Origin of the sequence: Microbacterium sp. AK031 (assembly GCF_024807145.1) — a bacterium.
Lineage (GTDB): Bacteria > Actinomycetota > Actinomycetes > Actinomycetales > Microbacteriaceae > Microbacterium.
In genome coordinates this window covers 355,979-381,579 of the sequence record NZ_JANUCA010000002.1, presented here as the reverse complement: position 1 = coordinate 381,579, position 25,601 = coordinate 355,979, and the positions used below count along the sequence as shown (strand labels likewise).

The following is a 25,601-nucleotide window of genomic DNA, read 5'->3' as shown; positions in this document are numbered from 1 at the left end:
GGCGCCGTCGCCGGCGCCCCAACAGGCTCACTCTTTGACGGCTCCTGCGGTCAGACCCTGGACGATCCACTTGCTGGCGAGGGCGAACAGCACCATCGTCGGAAGGATCGTGACGACGGCGGCGGCCGACATCGAGCCCCAGTCGACGTTGAACGTCGAGATGAAGCCGTTCAGTGCGGCGGGCACCGTGCGGTTCTCCTCGGAGTGCATGAGCACGACCGAGAGGAACAGCTCGTTCCAGCAGTTCACGAAGTTGAAGATGAACGCCGCGATGATGCCGGGCGTCATCACGGGCACCAGCACTCTGAACAGCGCACCGAGGCGCGAGCATCCGTCGATCATGGCCGCCTCCTCGAGCGCCACGGGGACGTTCTCGAAGAAGCCGCGCAGCATCACGGTGGAGAACGGAATGCAGATCGCGACGTAGACGAGGATCAGGCCGAACTTGTTGTCGACCAGACCCAGGTCGGCCATCATCGAGTACAGCGGACCGAGTGCGATGAACGCCGGGATCATCTGCGTGAGCAGGAACGCGATCAGCACCGCGCCCTTGCTGCGGAACTCGAAGCGCGCGATGACGAATGCGCTCAGCAGCGCGATGAACGTGCTCGTGACACCGGCGACCAGTGCCACGATCGCGGAGTTCGCCAGGAACACCCCGAAGCTGCTCGTGTCGAACAGATTCACGTAGTTCTGGATCGAGGGCTGGCTCGGCCAGTACTCGATCGGGTACACGTTGACCGTGGCCGGCGCCTTGAACGAGGTCAGGGCGATCCAGTACAGCGGGAACAGCGTGATCAGCAGCCAGACGGCGAGCCCGACGAATCGCAGGATGCCGAGGCCGGAGACCTTCTTCTTACGGTTCCCGACCGGACGACGTCGAGCGCCGGTCGGAAGGACCATCTGTGCGGTGGCGCTCATCGGTTGGCCCTCCTCATCGCCATCAGGTAGAAGGCGCAGAACACGAACAGGAAGCCGACGACGATCAAGCCGATCGCGCTCGCGATGCCGTAGTTGCCCTGCTGGGTGTAATTGATCATCCAGGTCGTGATGATGTGGGTCTGATTCGCCGGTCCGCCCCTCGTCATCGCCCAGATGATGTCCGGGAAGTTGAAGATCCAGATCACCCGCAGCAGCACGGTCAGCATCAGGGTCATCCGGATGTAGGGGATGATCACCGAGAACAGCTGGCGGAGCTTGCCCGCGCCATCGAGACTCGCGGCCTCGAGCATCTCATCCGGCACCGACTGGAGCGCGGCGAGGATCATGATCGCGAAGAACGTCACGCCGTACCAGATGTTCGCGACGATCACCGCGACCATAGCGAGCTTCGGGTCGGCGAGCCACGGCAGCGGGGCGTCGATGAGCCCCGTCTTCATCAGCAGGTCGTTGATGACGCCGAACTCGGCGTTGAACATCCAGCGGAACAGCATCCCGATCAGGAAGCCGGACACCGCCCATGGGAAGAACACCAGAGCCTGGTACACGCCGCGGAAGCGGAATCGCGTGCGAAGTGCGAGCGCGATCAGGAACCCGATGACGAACTGCGGCACGAGCGAGCCGATGACCCAGAGCACGGAGTTCCATGCGACCTGCGGGAAGACCGGATCGCTGAAGATGCGGGTGAAGTTGTCGAATCCGACGAACGGGGTCGATGTCAGATCCCACAGATTCCAGTCATGGAACGCCATGCGGACGCCCTGAAGCATCGGGTAGTAGGTGAACCAGCAGACGAACAGGATGGCAGGAGCCAGGAAGGCGAAGATCGTCCAGGCGTGCCTGCTGCGAAAGACGCGCTTTCCCGGCCGCGCCGGGGCGGCCCCACCGGATTCACCGGTGGAGCGCCCCGAACGTGTCAGCAACGTCATGGTCAGCCCTTTTCAGAGGCGTACTTCTTGACCCAGTACGCATCCCACGACTCGAGCAGTTCGGCCGTGGTCATGTTGCCGAGCAGCACGTTCTGCACGTCCTGGTCGGATTTCTGAATCCACTCGCTCCACCAGCTCACGCCGCGCGGCTGCTGCACGTTGACGTAGGTGTCCGGATTCTCGGTCATCGTGACGTAGCTCGTCCACGGGCCGGTCGAGTAGAACTCGTCGTCGGATGCTTCGGCGATGATCGGCACGAGGCTGTTGGCCTGCGCGAACTCGGTGGCGGGTTCAGCAGAGGAGAGGAACTCGACGAGTTCGACAGCGGCATCCTTGTGCTTACTCGCCTCGGCGACACCCCAGCCGGCGACTGCGAGGGGCTGCGCCGCCTTGCCGTCAGGGCCGGTCAGCAGGGGTGCGGTGTCCCACTGGTCCTCGGTGAGGTTCGACTCCTGCACGGTCGCGATGACTTCCGGGTCCTGCAGCAGGAACGCGGTCGAGCCGTTCGTGAAGCCGGCCACCATCTCGGGGTAGCCCCACGAGACAGCAGAGGGCGGCGAACCCTGCTCGAACAGGTCGAAGTACGTGTCGACGGCATCCTGCGCCTCAGGCGCCGCGAAGATCGTCGAACCGTCTTCGAGGAGGAAGGCGTTGCTCGGATCGAGGTCGTCGACGAGGTAGGCCTCGATGGCGGCGACCACGTTCGTGTTGCCGTTCTGGCCGCCGCGGAACGCGTAGCCGTACGTGTTGTTCGTCGGGTCCTGGATGGCTGACGCCTGCTCGAGGAGCTCTTCCCAGCTGGTGGGAGGCCCGTCGAACCCGGCCTCTTCGACGAGATCGGTGCGGTAGAACAGCGACAGCCCGTAGAAGCCGTAGGGGACGAAGTAGCTCTCGCCTTCGCCCTCGGCAACGGCCTTCGCATTGTCGGTCAGGGCATCCCAGCCGTCCCAGCTCGCGAGCTCATCGCTCATGTCATACAGCCATCCGTTGTTCGAGAACGGACCGACGGTGATGTCGCGCACCTCGAGCACGTCGACACCAGAACCGGACTGCAGCATCTGCTGGATGGTCTGGTCGGCCTGCTCGGTGGGCGGCGAGACCAGCTTGACTGTGACGCCGGGGTTCGCGGCCTCGAAGTCATCGAGCAGGCCGCGCAGCAGTTCGGTGCGCGCGGGGTTGGTCAGGCTCTCGACCATCTGCAGCTCGACGTCGCCGCCGTCGCCGGAGGAATCGGAGCCGCCGCCCGAACATGCGGTCAGGGCCAGCAGGGCGACTGTGCCCACGCCGGCGATCGTCGTCAGACGAGTGCGCTTCATGACGTACCTCTTTCGTGTGTGGTGATTGTTCTCGGGGATTCGGGTCAGGATGCTGCGGACTCGGCCGCGCGGAGGATCTCGGGGATGCAGCGTTCGACGAACGCTTCGAAGTCGCTCACCTCGGTGTAGAGGTGCACGGAGAGGCGGTAGTAGCCGCGGCCTTCGAAGCTCGTGAACGCCGTCTCGACGCCGACGCGATCGAACAGCGTCATCCGCAGGTCGTCCGCCTCTTCGCGTGTCTTGCCGAGGCCGTCGGGCAGGCGGATGAGCCGCATGGCATCGACCGCTGCGGGCAGCTGCACGAGCGCCTCATCGGCGACATAGGGCTGCACGGCGTCTGCGATCATCTGCGCACCGACGTCGGCGAGCTCGCGCATCGTGGAGCGCGTGCGCTCCCAGGTGTACTCGCGTTCGATGAACTCGATGGCAGCGGGGGTGCTGATGTAGGTGGTCCCATCGATCGTGCCCTGCGTGTCGAAGCGACCGGGGTAGGGCTCGGGTGCTCCCCAGGAGTCGATGAGGGGCCAGAGTTCCTGCCGGTCGGGATCGGCCGTGACGAGAACCGCCGAGCCGCGCGGAGCACAGGGCCACTTGTGCAGGTTGCCGAACCACCAATCGCCGCCGCCGACAGTCGCGGCGTCTGCGACGAGTCCGGGTGCGTGCGCGCCGTCGACGAGCACGCGGATCCCGCGGTCTCGGGCGAGCGCGGTGATCTCTGCCGTGGGCAGCACGCGGGCAGTGGGTGAGGTGATCTGGTCGACGACGATCAGGCGCGTGCGCTCGGTGATCGCCTGGCGGAAGAGCTCGACGACCTCATCGGCAGCGGCGAACAGCGGTACGTGCACGGCGCGCACCTGCGCACCGAAGCGTCGAGCGAGTCGGGCCGCCCCCATCGTGACCGCGCCGTAGCCGTGGTCGGTGACGAGGATCTCGTCACCGGTGGCGAGGCGGAGGCTGTTGTAGACGACGGTCGCGGCGGCTGAGGCGTTCGGCACGAACGCGGTGTCCTCCGCACGGGCGCCGACGAACGGGGCGACGCTGGTGCGAGCATCCGCCACGCGTTCTGCAATTCGGGGGAACCACCCGACGGGGCTGCGATCGGCTTGCGCGCGCAGCTCGTTCTGATGCTGGACGACCTCGGTCGGGACAGCGCCGAACGAGCCGTGGTTGAGGTGGATGATCGCAGGGTCGAGGGGCCAGGCGTCACGGGCACGCATGCCAGATGCCAGGTGCACCGGGGCGATGGTGGATGTCGGCTGCTGCATGGTGCCTCGTTCGGAGAAGGTCGATCAAAGGGGGAACTTGTTGCACAACTTTGCCACAGGATGCCGAGAAAGGCGATTCTGAGACGTATATTTAGCGAAGTCGTAATACAACTTGGCGCACCGGTGTCCGCGCGGCAGACTCCGACTGTGGGTCGGCGCGGTACAGCGCCCGAGAGAGAGCAGGCACATGGGCGCGATGGAGACGGCCCTGCACGGACTGCGTGCGTTGATCGCCGACGGTGATCTGCGCCCCGGTGATCGATTGCCCAGTGAAGGTGAACTGTGCGAACGGCTCGGCGTATCTCGCGGTCCGCTCCGCGAGGCCATCCGAACGCTTGCAGCGCTCGGCGTGATCGACACGCGACACGGCTCGGGCAGCTACGTCTCCGAGCTGCACGCCGCCGATCTGATCAAGGGGCTCGGCCTCACCGTGGGCCTGCTGCCCTTGGACTCGATCATCGAGCTGTACGAGCTGCGCCGTGCACTGGAAGCACACGCCGCGAGTCTCGCAGCGGCCAGGGTCGACGTCGAGACGATCGAACGGCTGGACGCCTTGCTCGACCGACTGGAAGCAGTCACCGACGACGACGAGCTCTCAGAACTCGATCATGAGTTCCACTCCGCCATCGCAGACATCGCGGGCAACGACGCTCTCGCGATGCTCCTCGATGTGCTGCGGGCGCGCTCGCGGGCCTACCGGATCTTCACGACCGACGACGCTGCACAGATCAAACTGCTCTCCGACGCCGGACATCGGTCGATCCTGCGCGGGCTCGAGGCGCGCGATCCCGTCGCCGCCTCGGCCGCCGCTGCGGGGCACGTCGCGCAGACGGAGTTCTGGCTGCGAAAGCACCAGACGCCGACGCAGAGATGACGCATCGGTGACCTGCAGATGACGAAGCGCGACGCAACGCGCCCTCGCCGTTTCGTCAGCCGCTAGCGTTGAGCCATGGTCAACTATCGCTATCTCGGCAACAGCGGTCTCAAGGTCTCTGAGATCACCTACGGCAACTGGGTCACTCACGCATCGCAGGTCGGTGACGACGCCGCGGTGAAGACCGTGCACGCGGCATTGGATGCCGGTATCACGACGTTCGACACCGCGGACACGTACGCGAACACCGCCGCGGAGGTCGTGCTCGGCAAGGCGCTGGAGGGTCAGCGCCGCGAAGGTCTGGAGATCTTCACGAAGGTCTACTTCCCGACCGGTCCCAAGGGGCCGAACGACACCGGGCTGAGCCGCAAGCACATCCTCGAGTCGATCAACGGATCGCTCACGCGACTCGGCACCGACTACGTCGACCTCTACCAGGCGCACCGCTTCGACTACGAGACCCCGCTCGAGGAGACGTTCCAGGCATTCGCCGACGTCGTCCGACAGGGCAAGGCGCTGTACATCGGCGTCAGCGAGTGGACGGCCGAGCAGCTGCGCGAAGGTCACGCCCTCGCCAAGCAGCTCGGTGTGCAGCTCATCTCGAACCAGCCGCAGTACTCGATGCTGCACCGCGTGATCGAGGGCAAGGTCGTCCCGGCATCCGAAGAGCTCGGAATCTCGCAGATCGTCTGGTCGCCCATGGCTCAGGGCGTTCTCAGCGGAAAATACCTGCCGGGCCAGCCGGTTCCCGACGGCTCGCGCGCGACCGACCCGCACAGCGGCGCCGATTTCATCAAGGGCTTCCTGCGCGACGAGATCCTCACCGCGGTGCAGAAGCTCAAGCCCATCGCCGAGCAGGCCGGAATCTCGATGCCGCAGCTCGCGATCGCCTGGGTGCTGCAGAACAAGAACGTCGCGGCGGCTCTGGTCGGGGCATCCCGTCCCGAACAGCTCGCCGAGACGGTCAAGGCATCCGGTGTGACCCTCGACGCCGACACCCTGGCAGCGATCGACGCGGCCCTGGGCGACACGGTCAACCGCGATGCGGAGGGCACGTACTCGGTCTCGCCGAAGTCGCGCCTGGTCTGAGCCTGGCGCGCCGTCAGGCGACGCCCCCTGTTGTCGTCGAGGCCCCCCGTATCCGCGTCGGTACGAGAGGGCCTCGCCGGTGGGAGGGGGCGTCGGCGTCAGGCCAGCGTGATGTCGACCTGAAGCTCTGACGTGAGTCGCTCGAGATCTGCGCGCAGCGCGTCGAGATCAGCGGATGCCGGCACCTCAGCCGTCACGGATGCCTCGAAGAGGCGGCCGCCGGCCATCGCGGCATCCTTCGTCTCGGTGTCGATCCGCTCGATGCTGACGCCGTGCGCCTTCAGCACCGCAGACACCTCGCGGACGATGCCGGGCCGGTCGTTGCCGAGGATCTGCAGTGATATCGGCTGTGCGGCGGTGGCCGCCGCATCCGATCCGGTGTGCACGGCGACCGTGAGCAAGCCGTCCAGTGCATGCAACGCCGAAGTGAGTTCGTCCTGACGCTCGGGTGTCACAGACACCTGGATGACCCCGGCGAAGACTCCGGCGAGTTCGGCGAGCTGACTGTTCTCCCAGTTGCCGCCGTGGGCGTCGACGACGTCGGCGACGGCTGCGACGAGCCCGGGGCGGTCGGATCCGGCGACGGTGAGGATCAGAGTGGTCATGCCGTCAGGGTAGCGGGATCATTCGGACCAGACCCCGGTCTCGAGGAACTCATCCATGCGCGCGCGATGCGGGGCGAGGTGCCAGCCCTGTTCAGCAACCCACTCATCGGAGTAGTACGTGCCGGCGTAGCGGGCGCCGCCGTCGCAGATCAGCGTGACGACGCTGCCCTTCTTGCCGGAAGCTCGCATCCGCGAGATGAGCTGGAATGCGCCGACGAGGTTAGTGCCCGTCGAGCCGCCCGCCCAGTGCAGGGTGCGCTCGTTGAGCAGGCGGATGGCGGCGATGGATGCGGCATCGGGGATCTGCAGCATCTCGTCGATCACGCCAGGCACGAAAGAAGGCTCGACGCGTGGCCGTCCGATGCCCTCGATGCGGCTCGGTGTGCCGGTCGTGTAGTCCGCGGCACCGGTGCTCCAGCCGCCGTAGAAGGCGGAACCTTCCGGGTCGACCACGGCCACCTTGGTGGGATGCTGGCGGTAGCGCACATACCGGCCGAAGGTCGCGCTCGTTCCGCCGGTCCCCGCACCGACGACGATCCAATCCGGGATCGGGTGCCGTTCGCGCGAGAGCTGGCTGAACACGCTCTCGGCGATGTTGTTGTTGCCGCGCCAGTCGGTGGCCCGCTCTGCGTAGCTGAATTGATCGAGGTAGTGCCCACCGCACTCTGCCGCCAGACGCTCGGCCTCGCTGTACATGTCGGGTGCGCGGTCGACGTAGTGGCAGCGACCGCCGTAGAACTCGATCAGCGCGATCTTCTCGGGGCTGGTCGAGCGGGGCACCACAGTGACGAAGTCGAGTCCCAGCATGCGCGCGAAGTACGCCTCTGACACGGCAGTCGATCCGCTGGATGCCTCGACCAGCGTCGTGCCCTCGTTGATGCGTCCGTTCACCAGGCCGTAGAGCAGCAATGAGCGGGCCAGACGGTGCTTGAGCGAGCCGGTCGGATGCACGGATTCGTCTTTGAGATACAGGTCGATGCCCCACTCGAGCGGCAGGGGGAAGACGTGCAGATGCGTGTCGGCGCTGCGGTTGGCATCTGCTTCCAGCAGGGAGATCGCGGTGCTGGTCCAGGAGGTCATGGGTTCGAGCGTAGCTGTGCGGTCAGACAGCGAGGAGCACCGCGTGTTCGCCGCGGAGCGCGGAGCTCGAATGCTCGCTCTGCGGTGCAGCCTGCAGGGAATTGCTCCATGCGATGCCGCCGGCGATCAGACCTGCCAGCACGATCAGTACGGCGCCGAGGATCAGCCAACGCCTGCGCTTCCTCTTCTGGGCGCGGATGACGGGCGCCGGCTTCGTCAGAGGGCCGGGAACCGGGCTCGGGCGGGTGCTGAGGTCAGCCAGCGGCGGCGTCGGCTCGGCGGGGGGTCTCGGCTGTTCGTCGACCATCATCGTCCCTTCCGAGGGGAGCGATCACCCTCAGAGAGAGACTGTACCCGCACGCGACGTTCCGCCGTCGCCATCGACGTGGAGCAGCGATGCCTGCGACTGCTCCTGCCGCAGCCGGAACTCGAACCGCGAGCGGTCACCGCGGTGCAATGCGACGAAGTACTCGATCGGCATCCCGTTCGCATCCCGGCTGATGCTGCGCAGCCGCAGCAGTGCCGATCCCGCACTGACACCCAGCTGCTGCGCCTGATCGTGGGTCGCGACGGTCGCCTCCGCTGAGCGTACGCCGTCGGTCGCGCGGACGCCGTGCTCGGCGAGCACGCGGTAAAGCGACGCCTCGGACAGGTCGATGTCGAGGGTGAGGGCGCCGACGGCATCGGGCATCCACGTCGTGGAGAGCGACCACGGCTCGCCATCGACGTGGCGGAGCCGCTCAAGTGCGATGACAGGAGTGCCGACGGGCACCTCGAGGGCCGCGGCGACGTCGGCGTCGGCATCCTCGTGCTCGTGCCGGAGGATGTCGCTGTGCACGTGCCCGCCGCGTCGCGCGACGTCGTCGAAGAGACCGATCAGGGTGTGAACGAGGGCCTCGCTGGTGCGTGGACGCGACACGAACGTGCCCTTGCCCTTGACTCGTTCGACGAGGCCCTCATGCTCGAGCTGTGCGAGCGCCTGCCGCACGACCGTGCGCGAAATACCGTACCGCTCGCACAGCCGGTGCTCGCCGGGGAGCGGATCGCCGGGCTGCAGTCCGTCTCTGTCGATGCCGTCGATGATGAGCTGGCGCAGCTGGTCGTACATCGGCGCGGCGGAGTGCCGGTCGATCGCGTCGGTCGAGATGGCGGACATCTAGTACGCAACCCCCGCGTGCAATATGACGTTGGCGTACGGCGTGAATTCTCCGGAGCGCACGAAGGCGCGGGCGCCGTGGGTCACCTTCTTGAAATCGACGTGCTGCACGAGTTCGATCTCGATCCCGGGCAGCCGTTCGCGCAGCGCGGCCAGCACCTCTGGGCTCCGGTCTGCCACCTCGGCCGACACCGTCGCGCCCTCGACGACGAGCTCGGCGAGCACGGTGTCGAGCACGTCGAAGAACGCGGGCGCGCCAGGGCGATAGGCGAGGTCGATCCGTTCGGATCCGGGAGGGATCGGGAGCCCGGCATCCGTCACGACGATGAGGTCGGTGTGCCCTGTCTCGCTGATCACGCGTGAGAGCGCCGGGTTGATGGTTGTCGAGGTCTTGCGCATCGCGGGCTCCTGATCTCTGGCGGTCAGACTCTGGATGCCAGGAAGGCATCGACATCGGCGCGGACGGGCAGGCTGGGCGAGGCGCCCTGCTTCGTGACCGTGAGGGCGCCGGCTGCGGTGGCGAGGCGCACGGCTTCGGTCAGGGATGCCCCGTTCGCGAGAGCTGCTCCGAGGTAGCCGGCGTAGGCGTCGCCGGCCGCAGTGGTGTCGACGGCGTCGACCGGCAGCGGCGGCACGAGCGTCGCGCCTTCGGCCGTGACGACGCAGGAGCCCTGAGCGGCGAGCGTGATGACTGCGGCGCCGACGCCGTGATCGAGGAACCAGCGTCCGGCATGCTCGGCGGTCGCGGCATCTGTCACCTCGATGCCGCTGAGCACCGACGCCTCAGTCTCGTTCGGCGTGACGATGTCGATGTCGGCCCACACCTCGGCGGGCAGCGGAGCGGCAGGGGCGGGATCGAGGATCACGGTGAAGCCGAGTTCGCGGCCTCTGGCCGTGATGTGCGCAGTCAGAGCGGATGGCGTCTCGAGCTGGGTCAGCAGCACCGAGGTGGTCGGAGCGAGTGCGTCGAGCGCGGCATCGATCTGATCGGTGTTCAGCTCGGCGTTCGCGAGCGGCACCATCACGATGTCGTTCTGCGCCGAGGCGTCGACGCGGATGTGCGCGACGCCGGTCGGACCGGGGACCGTGCGCAGATGCGTGAGGTCGACGCCGGCCTCCGTCAGGCCGTCGACGACCAGGTCGTGGAAGAGGTCGTCACCGACGCAGCCGACGAAGCTCGTTCGCGCGCCGGCGCGCCCGGCCGCTACGGCCTGGTTCGCGCCCTTGCCGCCGAGCATCAGGGTGAAGTGATCTCCGAGGATGGTCTCTCCGCGAGCCGGGAGGCGCTGGGAGAAAGTGGTCACATCCGCCGTGACGCTGCCGACGATGACGACGCCGTTGCGTCCTTCGGTGGGTGAGACGGTCATGGGGCTCCTGTTTCCTCTGCGACGAGCGTCGTCTTCGGCTGGGTCTTCGACACGTCTGCGACGGTGCCTTTGACACGGGCCGAGTCCTGTCATTACATTAGCCGAACCCGAACTTGTAACGACAGGTTCGTCACAAGGAGTAGATCTCATGCCTGTTGTCGCCATCGCCCCGCGCCTGTATGTCGACAGCGCCGACACCGAACGCGTCTCGCGACTGCTCGCGGCCGGAGTCGTGCACGGCGTGACCACGAACCCGACGATCCTCGAGCGCGGTGGTCGCAAGGCGACCGAGATCCCCGACCTCTACGCGCGCTGGGAGGGCGAGGATGCGAAGGAGATCTTCTTCCAGACCTGGGGTGCTTCGCGTGACGAGCTGCTGCGCAACGCCGAGACGATCCGCGCGCTCGGCGATCGAGTGGCCGTGAAGGTGCCGGCGACCGCCGAGGGCTTCGCCGCGGCATCCGCCCTCGTCGCCGACGGAGCGACGGTGCTCATCACCGCCGTGTACTCGGTCGCGCAGGCGCTCGCCGCTGCGAGCGTCGGCGCGTCGTACATCGCGCCCTATCTCGGTCGATTGCGCGACGCCGGCGTCGACGGCGATGCGCTGATCCCCCAGATGCAGGCCGTATGCGCGGGCAGTGCGACGAACGTGCTCGCGGCGAGCCTGCGCTCTGCAGACGACATCGTGTCGCTGCGCCTGGCAGGTGTGCCGTACTTCACCGCCGCGCCCGATGTGCTCGATCAGGTGCTGCAGCACTCCGTGAGCGACAGCTCTGCGGTGGAGTTCGATGCCGCGATGGGGCGCATCGGGGCGTGACCTGAGCGGATCGGGATGCTACGACTCGGTGCCGCTCTCGGTGACGGCAACCGCCTGGCGCAGCCAGCGCTCGATGCCCGCGATGTGCGCGGTGGCCAGGGACGTCGCGAGGTTCGGATCGCGCTGCGCGATCGCGTCGGCGATGGCGCGGTGCTCCGACAGCGTCCGCTCGACAGCGCCCTGCTCTGTGAGTCCTCGCCAGATGCGCGCGCGAACCGTCTGACCGCTGAGGCTCTCTATGAGGCTCGCGAGGTAGGTGTTGCCCGCCATCCGGACGATCTCACGGTGGAACCGGATGTCGTGTTCCACGAGAGCATCGACCGAGACGTCGGAGTCGATGCCGTCCAACTCCGCGTGCAGCGCATCGATCTCCTCGGCGGTGCCGAGAGTGGCGGCGATGCCGGTGGCCTGGGATTCCAGCATCCGCCTGACGGCGAAGATCTCGAGCAGCGAATCGTCGTCGTGCATGTCGGCGACGAACGATATCGCCTCCAACAGCAGGTGCGGCTCGAGGCTGGTGACGTAGGTGCCGTCGCCGCGACGCACGTCGAGCACGCGGATGACCTCGAGTGCCTTCACGGCCTCGCGCATGGAGTTGCGCGAGAGGCCGAGACGCTCTGCGAGCTCCTTCTCCGGTGGGAGGCGGTCTCCGGGGGTCAGCTCGCCGGACACGATCATCGCCTTGATCTTCTCGATCGCCTCGTCAGTGACTGCCATGATCGTCATCCTAGCGATTGATCGGATGTCTGGGGCAGGATGGTGTCATGCGTGTTCTCGATTCACATCTGCACCTCTGGGATCCGTCACTTCTGGACTACCCGTGGCTGGAAGGTCCGTTGCGTGCACGGTTCGCGCAGGAGGAAATCGCGGCCGCCGTCGGTGCGGTCGATGACGAGCGTGGGTTCGTCTTCGTCCAGGCCGATTGCCTGGAGGCGCAGTATCTCGACGAGATCGACTGGGTGACCTCGCTCGCCGATCAGGTGGGCGTGCGCGGGATCGTCGCTGGAGCTCGGCTGGATCGCGGCGCTGAAACCATGCGTCACCTGGATGCCGTGGCAGGGCGACCTCTCGTCGTCGGAGTGCGGCATCTGCTGCAGGGCGAAGCGGATGGGTTCGCGGGGACTCCCGCATTCCGGGCGGGAGCGGCGGCGTTGGTCGACCGGGACCTGACGTTCGATGCGTGCGTCCGCGGTGAAGCGCAGCTGAGCGACGTGCTCCTGCTCGTGACGGAGATGCCGCGGCTTCGCGTCGTCCTCGATCACCTCGGCAAGCCCGCGGTCGGGACTGCCACGGCGCCGGAGGCGCCCTCCCCGGAGTGGTCAGCGTCGATGCACGCGCTCGGCACGCACGCGCAGGTGTGCTGCAAGCTCTCGGGTCTGCCCGCCGAGGCCGGCGGGTCATGGAGTGCCGAACAGCTGGAACCGTTCTTCGACGTCGCGCTTTCGGCGTTCGGACCCGAGCGGTTGATGGTGGGCAGTGACTGGCCGGTGTCGGCGGTCACGGCAACCGGCTGGAATGGCGGGGATGGCGCGGCGCTGGATGCGGGGGCCGGTGCGGCGCTGGATGCGGGCGCGCTCGGTGCATGGACGGATGCCGTGGCATCATGGGCGACCGCGCAGCACCTCGATGTCGATGCGATCATGTGGCGCAACGCCGAGCGCTTCTACCGCGTCTGACTCATTCACTCTCGCCGAGGCCCCTCTGGGCCCCGACACCCCCTCCTGAATACGTTGGTGCGAGGGGGCCGCGGCGGCAGGAGGGGGCGTCGGGGCGGCATCCTCCGCCGGTGACCCGTGCCCGGGGCTACTCCGCGCGGAGGCGCAGCTGCGCCATGCCGCCGTCGACCTCGATGAACGTACCGGTGGTGGATCCCGCTGACGGGCCCACCAGGTATGCGACAGCTGCGGCGACCTCGTCGGGTGAGACCAGGCGCCCGTGCGGCTGACGTGCTTCGAGCGCAGCACGCTCGGCCCCGGGATCGGCGGCCTGATCGAGCAGGCGTCCGACCCAAGGAGTGTCGGCCGTGCCGGGGTTCACGGCGTTGACGCGGATGCCCTCGCGCAGATGATCGGCGGCCATCGCGCGGGTCAGCGCCGACACCGCACCCTTCGACGCGCTGTACAGGGCGCGTGCGGGCAGGCCCGTCGAGGAGGCGATGGATGCCGTGTTGCATACCGCCGCGGCGGGTGACTTCCGCAGCCAGGGGAGTGCGGCAGCGGTCACGCGCGCGATGCCGGTGACGTTGACCGACAGCACCCGTGCCCACTCCTCATCGTCGTTCGCGCTGATGTCGCCGACCGCGCCGATGCCCGCGTTGTTCACGACGATGTCGATACGGCCGAACTTCTCTGCGGCGGCGGCGACCGCGGCATCCACGCTCGCGCGATCCGAGACGTCTGCCGTGAACGCAGCGAAGCGCGGGTCAGCGCCGGCTGTGTCGCGGTCGAGCACGGCGATCTGCGCGCCGTCGGCATGCAGACGGGCGGCGATCGCCGCGCCGATGCCCGATGCTCCACCGGTGACGATCGCGACGAGGCCTTCCAGCGGGGCCGTCACTTCGCAGCCTCCCACGCCACGAAGTTCTGCCGCTGACGGCCGAGGCCTTCGATGGAGATCTCGACGACGTCGCCCGCCTTGAGATACGGGTACTTGCCGGCGAGTGCCACGCCCTGGGGCGTGCCGGTGAGGATGAGGTCGCCTGGCTCGAGCGTCACATACTGCGAGAGATGATGCACGATGGTGCGGACGTCGAAGATCATGTCGGAGGTGTTCGAATCCTGGCGGGGTTCGCCGTTCACGAAGCTCTTCAGATTCAGGTCGGAGGCGTCGACCTCGTCCGGGGTCACCAGCCAGGGGCCGGTCGGGTTGAAGCCAGGCGCGATCTTGCCCTTCGACCACTGTCCGCCGGAGACCTCGATCTGGAAGGCGCGTTCTGACACGTCGTTCGCGACGACGTAGCCGGCGATGTGCGCATCGGCGTCATCGGGGGAGTCGAGGTACGCAGCGCGTGCGCCGATCACGATGCCGAGCTCGACCTCCCAGTCGGTCTTCTCACTGCCGCGGGGGATCGTCACGTCGTCATTCGGTCCGACCACGGTGTTCGGGGTCTTCAGGAAGATGATCGGGATCTTCGGCGGCTCCGAACCGGACTCCGCCGCGTGCGCGGCGTAATTCATGCCGATGCAGATCACGGCGCTCGGGCGCGCGATCGGCGCGCCGATGCGAAGATCCTCCGCTCCCTCGAGCGCCGGAAGCTCGTCTGCGGCGCGAGCCGCGTCCACGCGAGCACGGAAGTCTGTGGAGAGAAAATCTCCGTCGACATCGGATGTCACCGACCGCAGGTCAAGGTGGCGACCACCGTCGACCAGGACGGGAATCTCGGATCCAGGGGCGCCAAGCCGCGCGAACTTCATGGTTCTCCAGCCTCTCAGGGGAGCCGCCAGCTGACGGCACGTCTGATTGACAGTATAGACATCCGATGTTTACACTCCAAGAGATCCGTGCAGAATCTTCAAGCTGCACGAGGAGAGGAATCCCCCGTGAGCCGCGTCGTCGCACTCGAGACCACCGACATCCGCTTCCCGACGTCTCTGAGCCTTGACGGCTCGGACGCGATGAACCCCGATCCGGACTACTCGGCGGCGTACGTCGTGATCCGCACCGACGCTGCCGACGGCATCGAGGGGCACGCGTTCGTGTTCACGATCGGTCGAGGCAACGACGTGCAGGTGGCGGCGATCGATGCGCTCGCCGGGCACCTGGTCGGGCGTGAGATCGAGCCTCTTCTGGATGACATGGGCACCACGTTCCGCGACATCATCGGCGACTCGCAGCTGCGCTGGCTCGGCCCGGAGAAGGGCGTCATGCACATGGCGATCGGCGCCGTGATCAATGCGATGTGGGACATCAAGGCCAAGCGTGCAGGCCTGCCGCTCTGGCAGCTGCTCGCCCGCATGACCCCGGAGGAGCTCGTCGACCTGGTCGACTTCCGCTATCTCACCAACGCGCTCACCCGTGAAGATGCCCTCGAGATCCTGCGCGCGGGCGTCACCGGAAAGGAGGAGCGCGAAGCCGAACTGCTCGCCACCGGTTACCCGGGGTACACCACGAGTCCCGGCTGGCTGGGCTACTCCGACGAGAAGCTCGAACGCCTCGCCTGCGAGGCCATGGCCGACGGCTTCACCCAGATCAAGCTCAAGGTCGGTGCCGACCTCGACGACGACATCCGCCGCTTCCGCAAGGCGCGCGAGGTCGTCGGTCCCGACTTCCCGATCGCGATCGACGCCAACCAGCGCTGGGAGGTGTCAGAGGCGATCGAGTGGGTGAATGCGCTGGCCGAGTTCAACCCGGCCTGGGTCGAGGAGCCCACCAGTCCCGACGACATCCTCGGCCACGCCGAGATCGCCCGCGGCATCGCGCCGATCCGCGTCGCGACGGGTGAGCACGCGCAGAACCGGATGATCTTCAAGCAGCTTCTGCAGGCGAATGCGATCGAGGTCATGCAGATCGACGCCGTGCGCGTCGCCGGCGTGAACGAGAACATCGCCAACCTGCTGCTCGCCGCGAAGTTCGGCGTTCCGGTCTGCCCGCACGCCGGCGGTGTGGGGCTGTGCGAAGCGGTGCAGCACCTGTCGATGTTCGACTTCGTCGCCGTCACCGGCACCCGTGAGGGTCGCCTGATCGAGTTCGTCGATCACCTGCACGAGCACTTCGTCGTGCCGACCGACATCCAGGGCGGCTCTTACATGGCCCCCACCGCCCCGGGTGCCAGCATGGAGATGAAGGCGGCCAGCATCGCGAAGTACACCTGGAAGGGCGAGCATGTCATCGACTGAACTGCAGCTGCCAGCCCTCGGGTATGGCGCGGCGAACGTCGGGAATCTGTTCCGCGAGCTCTCCGACGATGAGTCGTGGGCGGTGCTGGATGCCGCGTGGGAGAGCGGAGTCCGCTACTACGACACCGCCCCGCACTACGGCCTCGGACTGTCGGAGAAGCGGCTCGGTGCGTTCCTGCAGACCAAGCCTCGTGACGAGTTCGTGGTCTCGACCAAGGCCGGTCGGCTCCTGCGCCCGAACCCCGATTTCAACGGCGGCCTCGACACCGCCCATGACTTCTTCGTGCCGGATGACCTGCAGAGGGTGTGGGACTTCTCGGATGCCGGCATCCGTGCGTCACTCGAAGAATCGCGTGAACGGCTGGGGCTCGACCGGATCGACCTCGTCTACCTGCACGATCCGGAGCGCCACGATCTCGACCTCGCGCTCGCCGAAGCCTTCCCCGCCCTGGAAGCCGTGCGTGCAGAGGGCGGCGTGCAGGCTATCGGCGTCGGATCGATGGCGGCGGATGCGCTGGCGCGTTCGGTGCATGAGGCCGACCTTGACATCATCATGATTGCCGGGCGCTACACGCTGCTCGAGCAGCCCGCCGCGACAGACGTGCTGCCGGCATGTCACGAGCGCGGGACTGGTGTGGTCGCGGCATCCGTGTTCAACTCCGGCCTGCTCGCCAAGGCCGAGCCGACACGCGACAGCCGCTACGAGTACGGCGGCGTGCCTGACGACATCTGGGACCGGCTGCAGCGCATCGTCGCCGTCTGCCGTGCGCATGATGTGCCGCTGCCCGCGGCGGCGATCCAGTTCCCGCTCCGCGATGCCGCAACGCGGTCGGTCGTGCTGGGCGGCTCGCGTCCCGAGCAGGTGCGGCAGAACGCCGAACTCGCGGCTCTCGACATCCCCACGGACTTCTGGGCGGAACTCGCCTCCGCCGGACTCATCCCCTGAAGCCTCAACGGAAGGAGTGCACCGTGCTCGAAGGAATCAATCCGCTGCTCACCGGGGAACTGCTGCTGCACCTGGATCGGATGGGGCATTCGGATGCCGTCGTCATCGCCGACGCGCACTTCCCGGCGTGGGCGCTGGGGCGCAACGTGCTCGATCTGCCAGGGACGACGACGCCGGAGGTACTGGCTGCGATCCGCACGGTGATCCCGCTCGATGATGCGCCGGGCCTCGATCTGATGGAGTCCGCCGACGGCGAGGTGCTCGACGTGCAGCGCGAACTCATGCATGCCGCAGGCACCACGCCGGGGACCACACGGTTCGTGGAACGTTTCGCGTACTACGACGTCGCGAAGCCCGCGTACCTCATGGTGCGCACCGGCGAGACGCGCAAGTACGGCAACGCGCTGCTGCGCAAGGGCGTGGTCGGGCACGCTTCGGCGTAGGCCGGCTTACGCTCCGGCCGTCGAGTCTCGCACCACGAGCGCGGCGGGGAACTCCTTTCGAGCAGGCGGGGTGGCGGCCGGGTCGGTGAGCTGCTCCAGCAGCATCTCGCCGGCGGCGCGACCCAGCTCATACCCGGGTTGGCGCACGCTCGTCAGCGGGACGAGGCTCTGGTGCGCCTGCTCGACGTCGTCGAAGCCGACCAGGGCAATCTCGCGCGGCACCGAGACGCCGTGACGCAGCAGGCCGGTGAGCACGCCGATCGCCACCATGTCATTGGCGGCGAAGATCGCGTTCGGTCGCTCGTCCGTCGGGAGCGTGAGCACAGATGCCGCGGCTTCCAGTCCGTCCTCGATCGACAGGCCGCGTGTCGGGACCACGGACACGCGCGTACCCGTTCCGGTGACGGCATCTTCGAGTCCGGCGAGGCGCTCGGCGGTCTGCACGATGCGCTCGGGGTCACCGACGAACGTGATCCGGTCTCGTCCGAGTGCCACGAGGTGCTCGCCGGCGAGCCGGCCGCCGCCGCGATCGTCGAAGAGCGCCGAGGCGACGGTCGTGGATGCGTGCGCGGGGCCGATCGTGACGGAGCGGATACCGCGATCAGCGAGCTGCTCGAGGCGGGGGACGACATCGCCCAGCGGCGAGATGATGATCCCCTGCACGCGGTGCTTCTCGAACATCTCGATGTTGCGCAGCTCCTGCGCGCTGTCGCGGTTGCTGTTGCTGAAGAACAGCGACCAGCCGCCTTCGCGGACGACCTCTTCAACCCCGCGGGAGAGCTCGTTGAAGTAGGGCAACCACGCATCGAGCAGGATCAGTGCGACTGCTTTGCTGGAGCCCGCGCGCAGCTGGCGCGCCGATTCGTTGGGTACGAATCGCAGCTGTTCGATGGCCGCGCGCACCTTCTCGCGGGTCGATTCGCCCAGCATGTGCGGATGATTCAGGAAGTTCGAGACCGTCGAAGATGAGACGCCGGCGGCGGCGGCGACATCCTTCACGCTGGCGGTCATCCGGTCAGCATATCCAAGCGGGTTGGCACGTTACAAGTAAGTCTTGACAAATCGCCATGCGCGCTCTTAGCGTGGGGGTCAGTGTTGATTTGTAACGTGCCAATCGACAGGACGAAAAGGGAGTTCGATCACCATGAACATCGGTTGCCACGGTCTGGTGTGGACGGGAACCTTCGATGCAGACGGCATCCGCCTCGCTGTCGAGAAGACCAAAGAGGCCGGATTCGACCTGATTGAGTTCCCGCTGATGGATCCGTTCAGCTTCGATGTCGAAGCGGCGACGGCCGCGCTCGAAGAACACGGGCTCGCAGTCAGCGCCTCTCTCGGGCTCTCGGAGGCGACCGACATCACCAGCTCCGATCCGGAGATCGTCGCCGCCGGTGAGGCGCTGCTGCTGCGGGCTGTCGACATCGTCGCGGAGCTCGGTGGGCAGCACTTCTGTGGCGTGATCTACAGCGCCATGCGCAAGTACATGGATCCCTTCACCGCGCAAGGGCTGGCCAGCAGCAAGCGCACGATCGCGAAGGTCGCCGATCGTGCCCTGGAACGAGGGGTGACGGTCTCGCTCGAGGTCGTGAACCGCTACGAGAGCAACGTGCTCAACACAGGGCGTCAGGCTCTCGCGTATGCGGTGGATGTCGATCGCCCGAATCTCGGCGTGCACCTGGACACGTACCACATGAACATCGAGGAGTCGGATATGGTCGCTCCGGTTCTCGACACCGCGACGAAGCTCAACTACGTCCACATCGGTGAGAGTCACCGCGGCTATCTCGGCACCGGCACGGTCGACTTCGACAGCTTCTTCAAGGCGCTCGCCCGCATCGACTTCCAGGGGCCGATCGTGTTCGAGTCGTTCTCGTCGGCAGTCGTCGCCCCTGACCTCAGCCGCATGCTCGGCATCTGGCGGAACCTCTGGACCGACGGCGCCGAACTCGGCACGCACGCGAACGCATTCATCCGCGACAAGCTCGTCGCGATGGAGTCGATCCGCCTGCACTGATGAGATCGCAGCAAAGGTGATCAAGTTGTTATTACAGGTCTGGTGCGGCCGGACGGCTTTAGGTACATTTAGATACAACTTGTGCTGATGCAGTCCAACATGCACAATTGATCCGATGTTTGAATGGGTCCCCGCAAACGGGAACCGCACACGACCTTCAAGGAAGCAGGTGAGTACATGAGCGATCCCATTCTCAGGGTCGAAGGCATCAGCAAGGGCTTCCCCGGCGTCCAGGCGCTCCAGGATGTGCACCTCGAGGTGCACGCCGGCGAAGTGCTCGTGCTCGTGGGCGAGAACGGCGCTGGCAAGTCGACGCTCATGAAGATCCTGTCCGGGATCTACACCCGCGACGAGGGCACGATCACCTTCGAGGGGGAGGAGGTCGAACTCACCAGCCCGCTGCAGGCGCAGCACCTGGGCATCACGATCATCCATCAGGAACTCAACCTGATGCCTGACCTCACCGTGGCGCAGAACATCTACATCGGCCGCGAGCCCACCACCGCTCTCATGCTCTCCGAGCGCAGACTCAACAGGCAGACTGCTGAGCTCCTCCGGCGGCTGAACATCGACCTCAACCCCCGGCAGCTCGTGGGCGAGCTCACGGTCGCCGAGCAGCAGATGGTCGAGATCGCCAAGGCGCTGTCGTTCAACGCGAAGGTGCTCATCATGGATGAGCCGACTTCTGCGCTCACGGACAGCGAGGTCGAGACCCTCTTCGTGCTCATCGAGCAGCTCAAGGCCAGCGGCACAGGCATCGTCTACATCTCGCACCGCATGGACGAGCTGCGTCGCCTCGCAGACCGCGTCTCAGTGCTGCGAGACGGGCGATACATCGGATCGCTGGAGAAGAGTGAGATCAGCGTTCCGAAGATCATCGAGATGATGGTCGGGCGCGTGATCGACGAGGGAACCCGCCCCCAGGCACGCGAGCACCTCGCCGACCCGGTGGTGCTCGACGTGCAGGGACTCACGACGAAGACGCTCCTGAAAGACGTCTCCTTCCAGCTCCACAAGGGCGAGATCCTCGGATTCGCCGGCCTCATGGGTGCGGGACGCACCGAAACGGCCCGCGCCATCATCGGCGCCGATCCCCGGGACAGCGGTGTCATCCAAGTCGGCGGACGCTCGGCGAAGATCAGTCAGCCGGCGGATGCTGTGAAGCTCGGCCTCGGATACCTCTCCGAAGACCGCAAGCGCCTCGGCCTCATGCTCGAGCAGAGCGTCACATTCAACACGGTTCTCGCCTCGCTCGACTCCTACGCAGGCGCCGTCGGATGGATGGGCGACAGCAAGGCGAAGCAGCGCACCAAGGAGTACGTCCAGAAGCTGCGGGTGAAGACCCCATCGGTGAATCAGGTCGTGAAGCTGCTGTCGGGCGGAAACCAGCAGAAGGTCGTCATCGCCAAGTGGCTCATGCGCGACTGCGACATCCTCATCTTCGACGAGCCGACCCGCGGCATCGACGTCGGTGCCAAAGAGGAGATCTACCGGCTCATGCAGCAGCTGGCGGATGCCGGGAAGTCGATCATCGTCATCTCATCGGAGTTACCGGAGATCCTCCGCGTCGCGAATCGCATCGCCGTGTTCGCGAACGGACGGATCACCGGAACCCTCCGCAACGAAGAAGCCAGCCAGGAGAAGATCATGCAACTCGCAGCCCACGGGGAGGAAGACTGATGAGCACCCCAGAACAGTCCGGATCGACGACGACCGTCATCCAGCAGGCAATGGTCGAGAACACGGACAAGCGCGACACGCGTGCATTCCTGAAGCGACAGGTGCAGCAGTCCCTGGCCTTCGGCACGCTGGTCGTCCTGCTGATCTTCTTCTCACTCGCGAGCCCGAACTTCTTCACCTTCAGCAACATCGCCTCGGTGCTGCTGTCGACGGCGGTCATCGGCATCCTCGCCCTCGGCACCACCTTCGTCATCATCACCGGCGGTATCGACCTGTCGCTGGGAACGGGCATGGCGCTGTGCTCGGTGATGACGGGTGTCTTCATCACGAACATGGGTCTGCCGGTCTGGCTCGGCGTCCTCGGCGGCATCGCGACCGGTGTGCTCATGGGCCTGGTCAACGGCTTCAACGTCACGTTCCTGCGGTTGCCCCCGTTCATCGCCACGCTCGCCATGATGATGATCGCCGGCGGTCTCGCCCTGGTCATCTCGGGTGTCGCGCCGATCTACTTCTCGACCTCCGCGCCTGACTTCAAACGGATCGCGCTGGGCGCGATCATCCCCGGCATCCCGAATGCCGTGCTGATCACGGCCGTGCTCGCGATCATCGCCTTCCTCGTGCTGTCGAAGACGCTGCTCGGTCGCTACACCTTCGCAATCGGATCGAACGAGGAGGCCACCAGGCTGTCGGGTGTGAACACTCGTCGCTGGACGATCTTCGTCTACATGTTCGCTGGCGCCTTCACGGGTATCGCCGGTGTGGTCATCGCCTCCCGCCTCGACTCGGCGCAGCCGCAGATCGGCACAGGATATGAACTTCAGGCGATCGCCGCGGTGATCATCGGCGGCACCTCGCTGCTCGGCGGTCGCGGATCGATCATCGGCACCGTGATCGGAGCGCTCATCATGAGCGTGCTCGTCAACGGGCTCAGCATCCTGTCGATCCAGACCGAATGGCGCAACATCGTCGTCGGTGTGGTGGTGCTGCTGGCGGTCTTCCTCGACTCGCTGCGCAACCGTCAGCGAACCTGAGATCTCGGGTGGCGGTGAAAGTGTGCCGCCCGCCACCCGCTCGGCTCCGGCCGAACCCGCGGAGCGATCCGCACGGCACGTCCCACACCGCAAATGTCCACATCGCCGACCGTGAGGCCGGCATCCACAGAACAATGGAGTTTCCATGCGATTTGGCAAGAAGACCGCATTCGCGGCACTCATGGCCGCATCCGCGCTCGTGATGGCGGGCTGCGCAGGCGGCGGCGGCGACATCATCGAAGAGGGTGCCCCCGACGGCGGCGGCAGCAGCGACGGCGAGATGTACATCGCGCTGGTCTCGAAGGGCTTCCAGCACCAATTCTGGCAGGCAGTGAAGAAGGGCGCGGAGCAGAAGGCTGAAGAGCTCGGCGTCAAGATCACTTTCGAAGGTCCCGCAGCCGAGACCGAGATCGCGCAGCAGCTCGAGATGCTCACGACCGCTATCGACAAGAACCCGGATGCCATCGCCTACGCCGCCCTCGACCCCGAGGCGTGCGTCGCTCCGCTGGAGCAGGCGCAGTCGAAGGACATCCCTGTCGTCTACTTCGATGCCCCGTGCAACGGTGACGTGGGCCTCAGCCTCTCAGCGACCGACAGCAAGGTCGCAGGAGCCCTGGCCGCAGAGCACATGGCAGAGCTGATCGGCGGCGAGGGCGAGGTCGGTATCGTCGGCCACTCGCAGATCAACTCGACCGGTGTCGAGCGTCGCGACGGCTTCGTCGAGAAGATCGAGGCCGACTACCCGAACATCGAGATCGTCGACATCCAGTACGGCGACGGCGACCACCTGAAGTCGGCCGACATCGCCAAGGCCATGATCGCGGCGCACCCCGACCTCAAGGGCATCTACGGCACCAACGAGGGCTCGGCCATCGGCGTCGTGAACGCCGTCGGCGAGCTCGGCCTCGAAAAGGGCAAGCTCACGATCGTCGGATTCGACTCCGGTGCGGCGCAGATCGAGGCCATCAAGAACGGCACGATGGCCGGCGCCATCACACAGGACCCGATCGGTATCGGCGAGCAGGTCGTCCAGGCGGCATATGACGCGGCCAACGGCGACTCCGTCGAGGAGTTCTACGACACCGGCTCGTACTGGTACGACGCGACCAACATGGAGGACGCGGACATCGCAGAGGTCCTCTACGAGTGATCTGATCGTTCGGCATCGGCCCCGCGCCTTCGGGTGAGGGGCCGATGTGCGTTCGAGCGGTACAGATGCAGGTCCAAAGCACACCTGCAGGTCCGGAATGCGGTTTCTCGACCTGCATCCGTGCTTTCGACCTGCAGGTGTGCTTCGGAGCGCCGCCCGGATCACCCCAGGGCGAGCAGTCGGGCGGGGTTGGCGACCAGCATCCGCTCCACGGCTTCGTCTCCGATGAGCGACCGCAGGCGGGGGAGATAGCGCTCGCCGAGGTAGGCGAGGCCTGGCATGCCACCGTACGAGATGTAGCGGGTGCGGCGAGCGACATCGCCGCCGAGCAGGATGCGTTCGCCGCCGCCCGCCGCGACCACCTTCTCCGTCAACTCGAGCAGCTCGGCGTCGCTGCGCGCGCGAGGCCGAGCGAAGCCGTCATAACCCAGATAGGCGCCACGCTCCGCGAGCGAGGCGTGCAGCCCGGCATCCGGATCCCGGTCGGCGTGCGCGAGCACGACCCGATCGGATGCCACGCCCTCCGCCGCGAGCAGGTCGAGCACCTCGTGCGCCGCGGTGCAGAACTCCAGGTGCACCATGATCGCCGCATGCGTCGCACGGTGCGCGGCGGCCAGAGCCTCGAGCGTCGTGCGCTCGAACGGACTGATCCGCCAATAGTCGATGCCGCCCTTGAGGATTCCGGCGCGCACCGGCGATCCGGTCGGAGTGCGTGCGGACCGCACGTCGGGGCTCTCGAAGACCTCACCGTCGTCCGCGGCCATGCCCGTGGTGACGTCGGCGATGAAGAGTTCCGCGAGCTGCTCTGCCGTCCAGACCTGCATCGGATGCTCTTCGCCGTAGTGCGCCTCGCGGTGCCGACCGGTCGTGGCGATGACGTGCAATCCGGCGGAAGCGCTGATGCGTGCGAGGGCCTCGGGGTCGCGTCCGAGGCCGAAGGGAGTGGCATCCACCATGGCGGCGAAGCCGCTGCCCTTCAGCAGCGACGCCTCCGCACCGGATGCGGCCTCGTCGTCGAGCTCGTCGCCGGGCAGCAGCGGACTCACCTGGAACAGGTGCTCGTGATAGTTCGTCGGCCCGAGCAGTGCCGGTTCGACGTCGCCGAGGACGGTGCGGCTCACCGCGGTGGCGCTCATCAGCGCACTCCCTCGGCGGCCTCCGCGAGCTGCTCGACGATCTCGGGTGTGAGATCGAGCTCGAACACGTCGGCGATGACCTGAGACCAGCCGTGGATGAAGTAGCGCCAGCCGTCGATCACCTGCAGGCCCTGGGCGCTCTCCTGCGCGCGCGCCTGGTGCAGGAACTCCAGCGAGCCCCGGTAGTTGAACTCCCAGACATACGCGCCCTCGGGGAAGACGACGTCGTCCGGCAGAGGGGAGCCGGGGCGGTCCTTGCCGAGCCCGGTGGCATTGACGATCAGCGACCCCTGCGGTGCGCCGGCGACGATCGCGGCGGCATCTTCTGGAGCATCAGTGCGCACGTATTCGATGAGATCGTCGCGGGTGCAGTGCTGGCGGTGCACCTCGCGCAGGTGCTCGAGCTTCTCGTCGTCACGTGCGGTCACGACCACGCGCCGCGGGGCATCCGCCCGCTCGGCGAGCGCCCAGCTGAGCGCCGTGCCCGATCCGCCCGCGCCGAGGATGACGACCTCGGCACCTGTGGCGGCGAAGTGAACGGTCGGCAGGAAATCGTTCAGGGCGAGGTCGACCGTGATCGGATCCTTCGCCCGCCCCGACAGGCGCGAGCCGCGCTTTGCGATGCTCGAGATCTCCGAGCACGACACCGCGAACGGGTCGAGTTCGTCGAACAGATCGGATGCCGCGGCGTACACATTCATCTTGTGCGTGGTGACCAGAGCGCCGCGGTGGTGTGGATCGTCACGGATCTGCTCGACGAGCGCGACGTACTGTTCGGGCGCGGCATCCATCGGCAGATCGTGGCCCACGAGCGTGCGGGTGGGCAGTCCGAGGATGTCGGCCCACAGCGGGAACACCTTCATGATCGACGACGAACCGGTGGTGACGCCGACGAAGCCCATGTAATCGGATGAGAGAGCGGTCATGCG

The 25,601-nt window shown here is 66.6% G+C and carries 27 protein-coding genes; 11 read left to right on the top strand and 16 right to left on the bottom strand.

Features of this window, described 5'->3' with window-relative positions; genetic code table 11:
* Positions 1-27: 27 nt before the first annotated feature.
* From HDC95_RS07135 to HDC95_RS07120, 4 genes are read right to left on the bottom strand one after another with little or no spacing between them, the layout of a single operon-like run.
* Positions 28-921: a carbohydrate ABC transporter permease gene (locus HDC95_RS07135; RefSeq protein ID WP_259062620.1), complete on the bottom strand. Its 894-nt coding sequence runs from the start codon at positions 919-921 to the stop codon at positions 28-30.
* Positions 918-1,868, bottom strand: a complete 951-nt coding sequence (locus HDC95_RS07130; RefSeq protein WP_259062619.1) for a carbohydrate ABC transporter permease — start codon at positions 1,866-1,868, stop codon at positions 918-920. Before HDC95_RS07130 ends, HDC95_RS07135 begins: the two co-directional genes overlap by 4 nt.
* Positions 1,869-1,870: 2 nt before the next feature.
* Entirely contained in the window at positions 1,871-3,184 is a 1,314-nt protein-coding gene (locus tag HDC95_RS07125) for a sugar ABC transporter substrate-binding protein (protein WP_259062618.1), read from the bottom strand.
* A 44-nt stretch (positions 3,185-3,228) separates the two neighbouring features.
* Positions 3,229-4,449 carry an aminotransferase class V-fold PLP-dependent enzyme gene (locus HDC95_RS07120; protein ID WP_259062617.1) on the bottom strand — a complete coding sequence of 407 codons (1,221 nt, stop codon included), beginning with the start codon at positions 4,447-4,449 and terminating at the stop codon, positions 3,229-3,231.
* Positions 4,450-4,636: 187 nt separating this feature from the next.
* On the opposite strand from HDC95_RS07120, the gene HDC95_RS07115 reads away from it, so the two are divergent.
* Both HDC95_RS07115 and HDC95_RS07110 read left to right on the top strand, forming a co-directional pair.
* Positions 4,637-5,323 (top strand): FadR/GntR family transcriptional regulator, encoded by a 687-nt coding sequence (locus HDC95_RS07115; protein WP_259062616.1) that lies wholly within the window; start codon positions 4,637-4,639, stop codon positions 5,321-5,323.
* 75 nt (positions 5,324-5,398) lie between these two features.
* Complete coding sequence (locus HDC95_RS07110) at positions 5,399-6,412, top strand: aldo/keto reductase family protein (RefSeq protein WP_259062615.1); 1,014 nt, start codon at positions 5,399-5,401, stop codon at positions 6,410-6,412.
* Positions 6,413-6,510: 98 nt separating this feature from the next.
* Here HDC95_RS07110 and HDC95_RS07105 read toward each other — a convergent pair whose 3' ends face one another.
* The 6 genes from HDC95_RS07105 to HDC95_RS07080 are packed head-to-tail and all read right to left on the bottom strand — an operon-like array spanning position 6,511 to position 10,620.
* Positions 6,511-7,017 (bottom strand): glycine cleavage system protein R, encoded by a 507-nt coding sequence (locus HDC95_RS07105; RefSeq protein WP_259062614.1) that lies wholly within the window; start codon positions 7,015-7,017, stop codon positions 6,511-6,513.
* 18 nt (positions 7,018-7,035) lie between these two features.
* On the bottom strand, positions 7,036-8,097 hold the full coding sequence (locus HDC95_RS07100; protein WP_259062613.1) for a PLP-dependent cysteine synthase family protein: 1,062 nt from the start codon (positions 8,095-8,097) through the stop codon (positions 7,036-7,038).
* A gap of 22 nt (positions 8,098-8,119) precedes the next feature.
* On the bottom strand, positions 8,120-8,407 hold the full coding sequence (locus HDC95_RS07095) for a hypothetical protein (RefSeq protein WP_259062612.1): 288 nt from the start codon (positions 8,405-8,407) through the stop codon (positions 8,120-8,122).
* 27 nt (positions 8,408-8,434) lie between these two features.
* Positions 8,435-9,253, bottom strand: coding sequence for a GntR family transcriptional regulator (locus HDC95_RS07090; RefSeq protein WP_259062611.1), 819 nt, complete (start codon positions 9,251-9,253; stop codon positions 8,435-8,437).
* Positions 9,254-9,652, bottom strand: a complete 399-nt coding sequence (rbsD, locus tag HDC95_RS07085) for a D-ribose pyranase (protein WP_259062610.1) — start codon at positions 9,650-9,652, stop codon at positions 9,254-9,256.
* Positions 9,653-9,675: 23 nt separating this feature from the next.
* The gene (locus HDC95_RS07080) at positions 9,676-10,620 is read right to left on the bottom strand and encodes a ribokinase (protein ID WP_259062609.1); all 945 of its coding nucleotides are present in this window, start codon (positions 10,618-10,620) and stop codon (positions 9,676-9,678) included.
* A gap of 148 nt (positions 10,621-10,768) precedes the next feature.
* Here HDC95_RS07080 and HDC95_RS07075 point away from each other — a divergent pair, with 148 nt between their 5' ends.
* Entirely contained in the window at positions 10,769-11,437 is a 669-nt protein-coding gene (locus HDC95_RS07075; RefSeq protein ID WP_259062608.1) for a transaldolase family protein, read from the top strand.
* An 18-nt stretch (positions 11,438-11,455) separates the two neighbouring features.
* Here HDC95_RS07075 and HDC95_RS07070 read toward each other — a convergent pair whose 3' ends face one another.
* Positions 11,456-12,154 (bottom strand): FadR/GntR family transcriptional regulator, encoded by a 699-nt coding sequence (locus tag HDC95_RS07070; protein ID WP_259062607.1) that lies wholly within the window; start codon positions 12,152-12,154, stop codon positions 11,456-11,458.
* A gap of 47 nt (positions 12,155-12,201) precedes the next feature.
* Here HDC95_RS07070 and HDC95_RS07065 point away from each other — a divergent pair, with 47 nt between their 5' ends.
* A complete protein-coding gene (locus tag HDC95_RS07065) occupies positions 12,202-13,113 on the top strand; it encodes an amidohydrolase (RefSeq protein WP_259062606.1) in 912 nt (303 codons plus the stop codon).
* A 127-nt stretch (positions 13,114-13,240) separates the two neighbouring features.
* Here HDC95_RS07065 and HDC95_RS07060 read toward each other — a convergent pair whose 3' ends face one another.
* On the bottom strand, positions 13,241-13,993 hold the full coding sequence (locus HDC95_RS07060) for an SDR family NAD(P)-dependent oxidoreductase (RefSeq protein WP_259062605.1): 753 nt from the start codon (positions 13,991-13,993) through the stop codon (positions 13,241-13,243).
* A complete protein-coding gene (locus HDC95_RS07055) occupies positions 13,990-14,850 on the bottom strand; it encodes a fumarylacetoacetate hydrolase family protein (protein WP_259062603.1) in 861 nt (286 codons plus the stop codon). Before HDC95_RS07055 ends, HDC95_RS07060 begins: the two co-directional genes overlap by 4 nt.
* A 126-nt stretch (positions 14,851-14,976) precedes the next feature.
* Between HDC95_RS07055 and HDC95_RS07050 the strand changes: the two genes are divergently transcribed.
* Genes HDC95_RS07050 through HDC95_RS07040 form a run of 3 tightly spaced genes read left to right on the top strand, consistent with a single transcriptional unit; the run spans position 14,977 to position 17,661 of the window.
* Positions 14,977-16,272: an L-fuconate dehydratase gene (locus HDC95_RS07050; RefSeq protein WP_259062602.1), complete on the top strand. Its 1,296-nt coding sequence runs from the start codon at positions 14,977-14,979 to the stop codon at positions 16,270-16,272.
* The gene (locus HDC95_RS07045; protein ID WP_259062600.1) at positions 16,259-17,218 is read left to right on the top strand and encodes an aldo/keto reductase; all 960 of its coding nucleotides are present in this window, start codon (positions 16,259-16,261) and stop codon (positions 17,216-17,218) included. Before HDC95_RS07050 ends, HDC95_RS07045 begins: the two co-directional genes overlap by 14 nt.
* Positions 17,219-17,241: 23 nt before the next feature.
* Complete coding sequence (locus tag HDC95_RS07040) at positions 17,242-17,661, top strand: RbsD/FucU family protein (protein WP_259062598.1); 420 nt, start codon at positions 17,242-17,244, stop codon at positions 17,659-17,661.
* Positions 17,662-17,667: 6 nt separating this feature from the next.
* On the opposite strand, the gene HDC95_RS07035 is transcribed toward HDC95_RS07040, so the two are convergent.
* Positions 17,668-18,672, bottom strand: a complete 1,005-nt coding sequence (locus tag HDC95_RS07035; RefSeq protein WP_259062597.1) for a LacI family DNA-binding transcriptional regulator — start codon at positions 18,670-18,672, stop codon at positions 17,668-17,670.
* Positions 18,673-18,805: 133 nt separating this feature from the next.
* Here HDC95_RS07035 and HDC95_RS07030 point away from each other — a divergent pair, with 133 nt between their 5' ends.
* From HDC95_RS07030 to HDC95_RS07015, 4 genes are all read left to right on the top strand, one after another.
* Positions 18,806-19,675 carry a sugar phosphate isomerase/epimerase gene (locus HDC95_RS07030; RefSeq protein ID WP_259062594.1) on the top strand — a complete coding sequence of 290 codons (870 nt, stop codon included), beginning with the start codon at positions 18,806-18,808 and terminating at the stop codon, positions 19,673-19,675.
* A gap of 177 nt (positions 19,676-19,852) precedes the next feature.
* Positions 19,853-21,355, top strand: coding sequence for a sugar ABC transporter ATP-binding protein (locus HDC95_RS07025; RefSeq protein WP_259062593.1), 1,503 nt, complete (start codon positions 19,853-19,855; stop codon positions 21,353-21,355).
* Entirely contained in the window at positions 21,355-22,386 is a 1,032-nt protein-coding gene (locus HDC95_RS07020; RefSeq protein WP_259062592.1) for an ABC transporter permease, read from the top strand. Before HDC95_RS07025 ends, HDC95_RS07020 begins: the two co-directional genes overlap by 1 nt.
* Before the next feature lie 145 nt (positions 22,387-22,531).
* On the top strand, positions 22,532-23,536 hold the full coding sequence (locus HDC95_RS07015) for an ABC transporter substrate-binding protein (protein WP_259062591.1): 1,005 nt from the start codon (positions 22,532-22,534) through the stop codon (positions 23,534-23,536).
* Positions 23,537-23,697: 161 nt separating this feature from the next.
* Here HDC95_RS07015 and HDC95_RS07010 read toward each other — a convergent pair whose 3' ends face one another.
* The gene (locus tag HDC95_RS07010) at positions 23,698-24,672 is read right to left on the bottom strand and encodes a phosphotriesterase (RefSeq protein WP_259062590.1); all 975 of its coding nucleotides are present in this window, start codon (positions 24,670-24,672) and stop codon (positions 23,698-23,700) included.
* On the bottom strand, positions 24,672-25,598 hold the full coding sequence (locus HDC95_RS07005; RefSeq protein WP_259062589.1) for a shikimate dehydrogenase: 927 nt from the start codon (positions 25,596-25,598) through the stop codon (positions 24,672-24,674). Before HDC95_RS07005 ends, HDC95_RS07010 begins: the two co-directional genes overlap by 1 nt.
* Positions 25,599-25,601: the final 3 nt, after the last annotated feature.

Coding starts and splice junctions, on each gene's coding strand:
- HDC95_RS07120 (WP_259062617.1), bottom strand. CDS start 4,449: ATGCAGCAGCCGACATCCACCATCGCCCCGGTGCACCTGGCATCTGGC.
- rbsD (WP_259062610.1), bottom strand. CDS start 9,652: ATGCGCAAGACCTCGACAACCATCAACCCGGCGCTCTCACGCGTGATC.
- HDC95_RS07115 (WP_259062616.1), top strand. CDS start 4,637: ATGGGCGCGATGGAGACGGCCCTGCACGGACTGCGTGCGTTGATCGCC.
- HDC95_RS07135 (WP_259062620.1), bottom strand. CDS start 921: ATGAGCGCCACCGCACAGATGGTCCTTCCGACCGGCGCTCGACGTCGT.
- HDC95_RS07065 (WP_259062606.1), top strand. CDS start 12,202: ATGCGTGTTCTCGATTCACATCTGCACCTCTGGGATCCGTCACTTCTG.
- HDC95_RS07020 (WP_259062592.1), top strand. CDS start 21,355: ATGAGCACCCCAGAACAGTCCGGATCGACGACGACCGTCATCCAGCAG.
- HDC95_RS07080 (WP_259062609.1), bottom strand. CDS start 10,620: ATGACCGTCTCACCCACCGAAGGACGCAACGGCGTCGTCATCGTCGGC.
- HDC95_RS07070 (WP_259062607.1), bottom strand. CDS start 12,154: ATGGCAGTCACTGACGAGGCGATCGAGAAGATCAAGGCGATGATCGTG.
- HDC95_RS07010 (WP_259062590.1), bottom strand. CDS start 24,672: ATGAGCGCCACCGCGGTGAGCCGCACCGTCCTCGGCGACGTCGAACCG.
- HDC95_RS07055 (WP_259062603.1), bottom strand. CDS start 14,850: ATGAAGTTCGCGCGGCTTGGCGCCCCTGGATCCGAGATTCCCGTCCTG.
- HDC95_RS07030 (WP_259062594.1), top strand. CDS start 18,806: ATGAACATCGGTTGCCACGGTCTGGTGTGGACGGGAACCTTCGATGCA.
- HDC95_RS07100 (WP_259062613.1), bottom strand. CDS start 8,097: ATGACCTCCTGGACCAGCACCGCGATCTCCCTGCTGGAAGCAGATGCC.
- HDC95_RS07090 (WP_259062611.1), bottom strand. CDS start 9,253: ATGTCCGCCATCTCGACCGACGCGATCGACCGGCACTCCGCCGCGCCG.
- HDC95_RS07110 (WP_259062615.1), top strand. CDS start 5,399: ATGGTCAACTATCGCTATCTCGGCAACAGCGGTCTCAAGGTCTCTGAG.
- HDC95_RS07045 (WP_259062600.1), top strand. CDS start 16,259: ATGTCATCGACTGAACTGCAGCTGCCAGCCCTCGGGTATGGCGCGGCG.
- HDC95_RS07005 (WP_259062589.1), bottom strand. CDS start 25,598: ATGACCGCTCTCTCATCCGATTACATGGGCTTCGTCGGCGTCACCACC.
- HDC95_RS07025 (WP_259062593.1), top strand. CDS start 19,853: ATGAGCGATCCCATTCTCAGGGTCGAAGGCATCAGCAAGGGCTTCCCC.
- HDC95_RS07125 (WP_259062618.1), bottom strand. CDS start 3,184: ATGAAGCGCACTCGTCTGACGACGATCGCCGGCGTGGGCACAGTCGCC.
- HDC95_RS07105 (WP_259062614.1), bottom strand. CDS start 7,017: ATGACCACTCTGATCCTCACCGTCGCCGGATCCGACCGCCCCGGGCTC.
- HDC95_RS07075 (WP_259062608.1), top strand. CDS start 10,769: ATGCCTGTTGTCGCCATCGCCCCGCGCCTGTATGTCGACAGCGCCGAC.
- HDC95_RS07130 (WP_259062619.1), bottom strand. CDS start 1,868: ATGACGTTGCTGACACGTTCGGGGCGCTCCACCGGTGAATCCGGTGGG.
- HDC95_RS07015 (WP_259062591.1), top strand. CDS start 22,532: ATGCGATTTGGCAAGAAGACCGCATTCGCGGCACTCATGGCCGCATCC.
- HDC95_RS07095 (WP_259062612.1), bottom strand. CDS start 8,407: ATGATGGTCGACGAACAGCCGAGACCCCCCGCCGAGCCGACGCCGCCG.
- HDC95_RS07035 (WP_259062597.1), bottom strand. CDS start 18,672: ATGACCGCCAGCGTGAAGGATGTCGCCGCCGCCGCCGGCGTCTCATCT.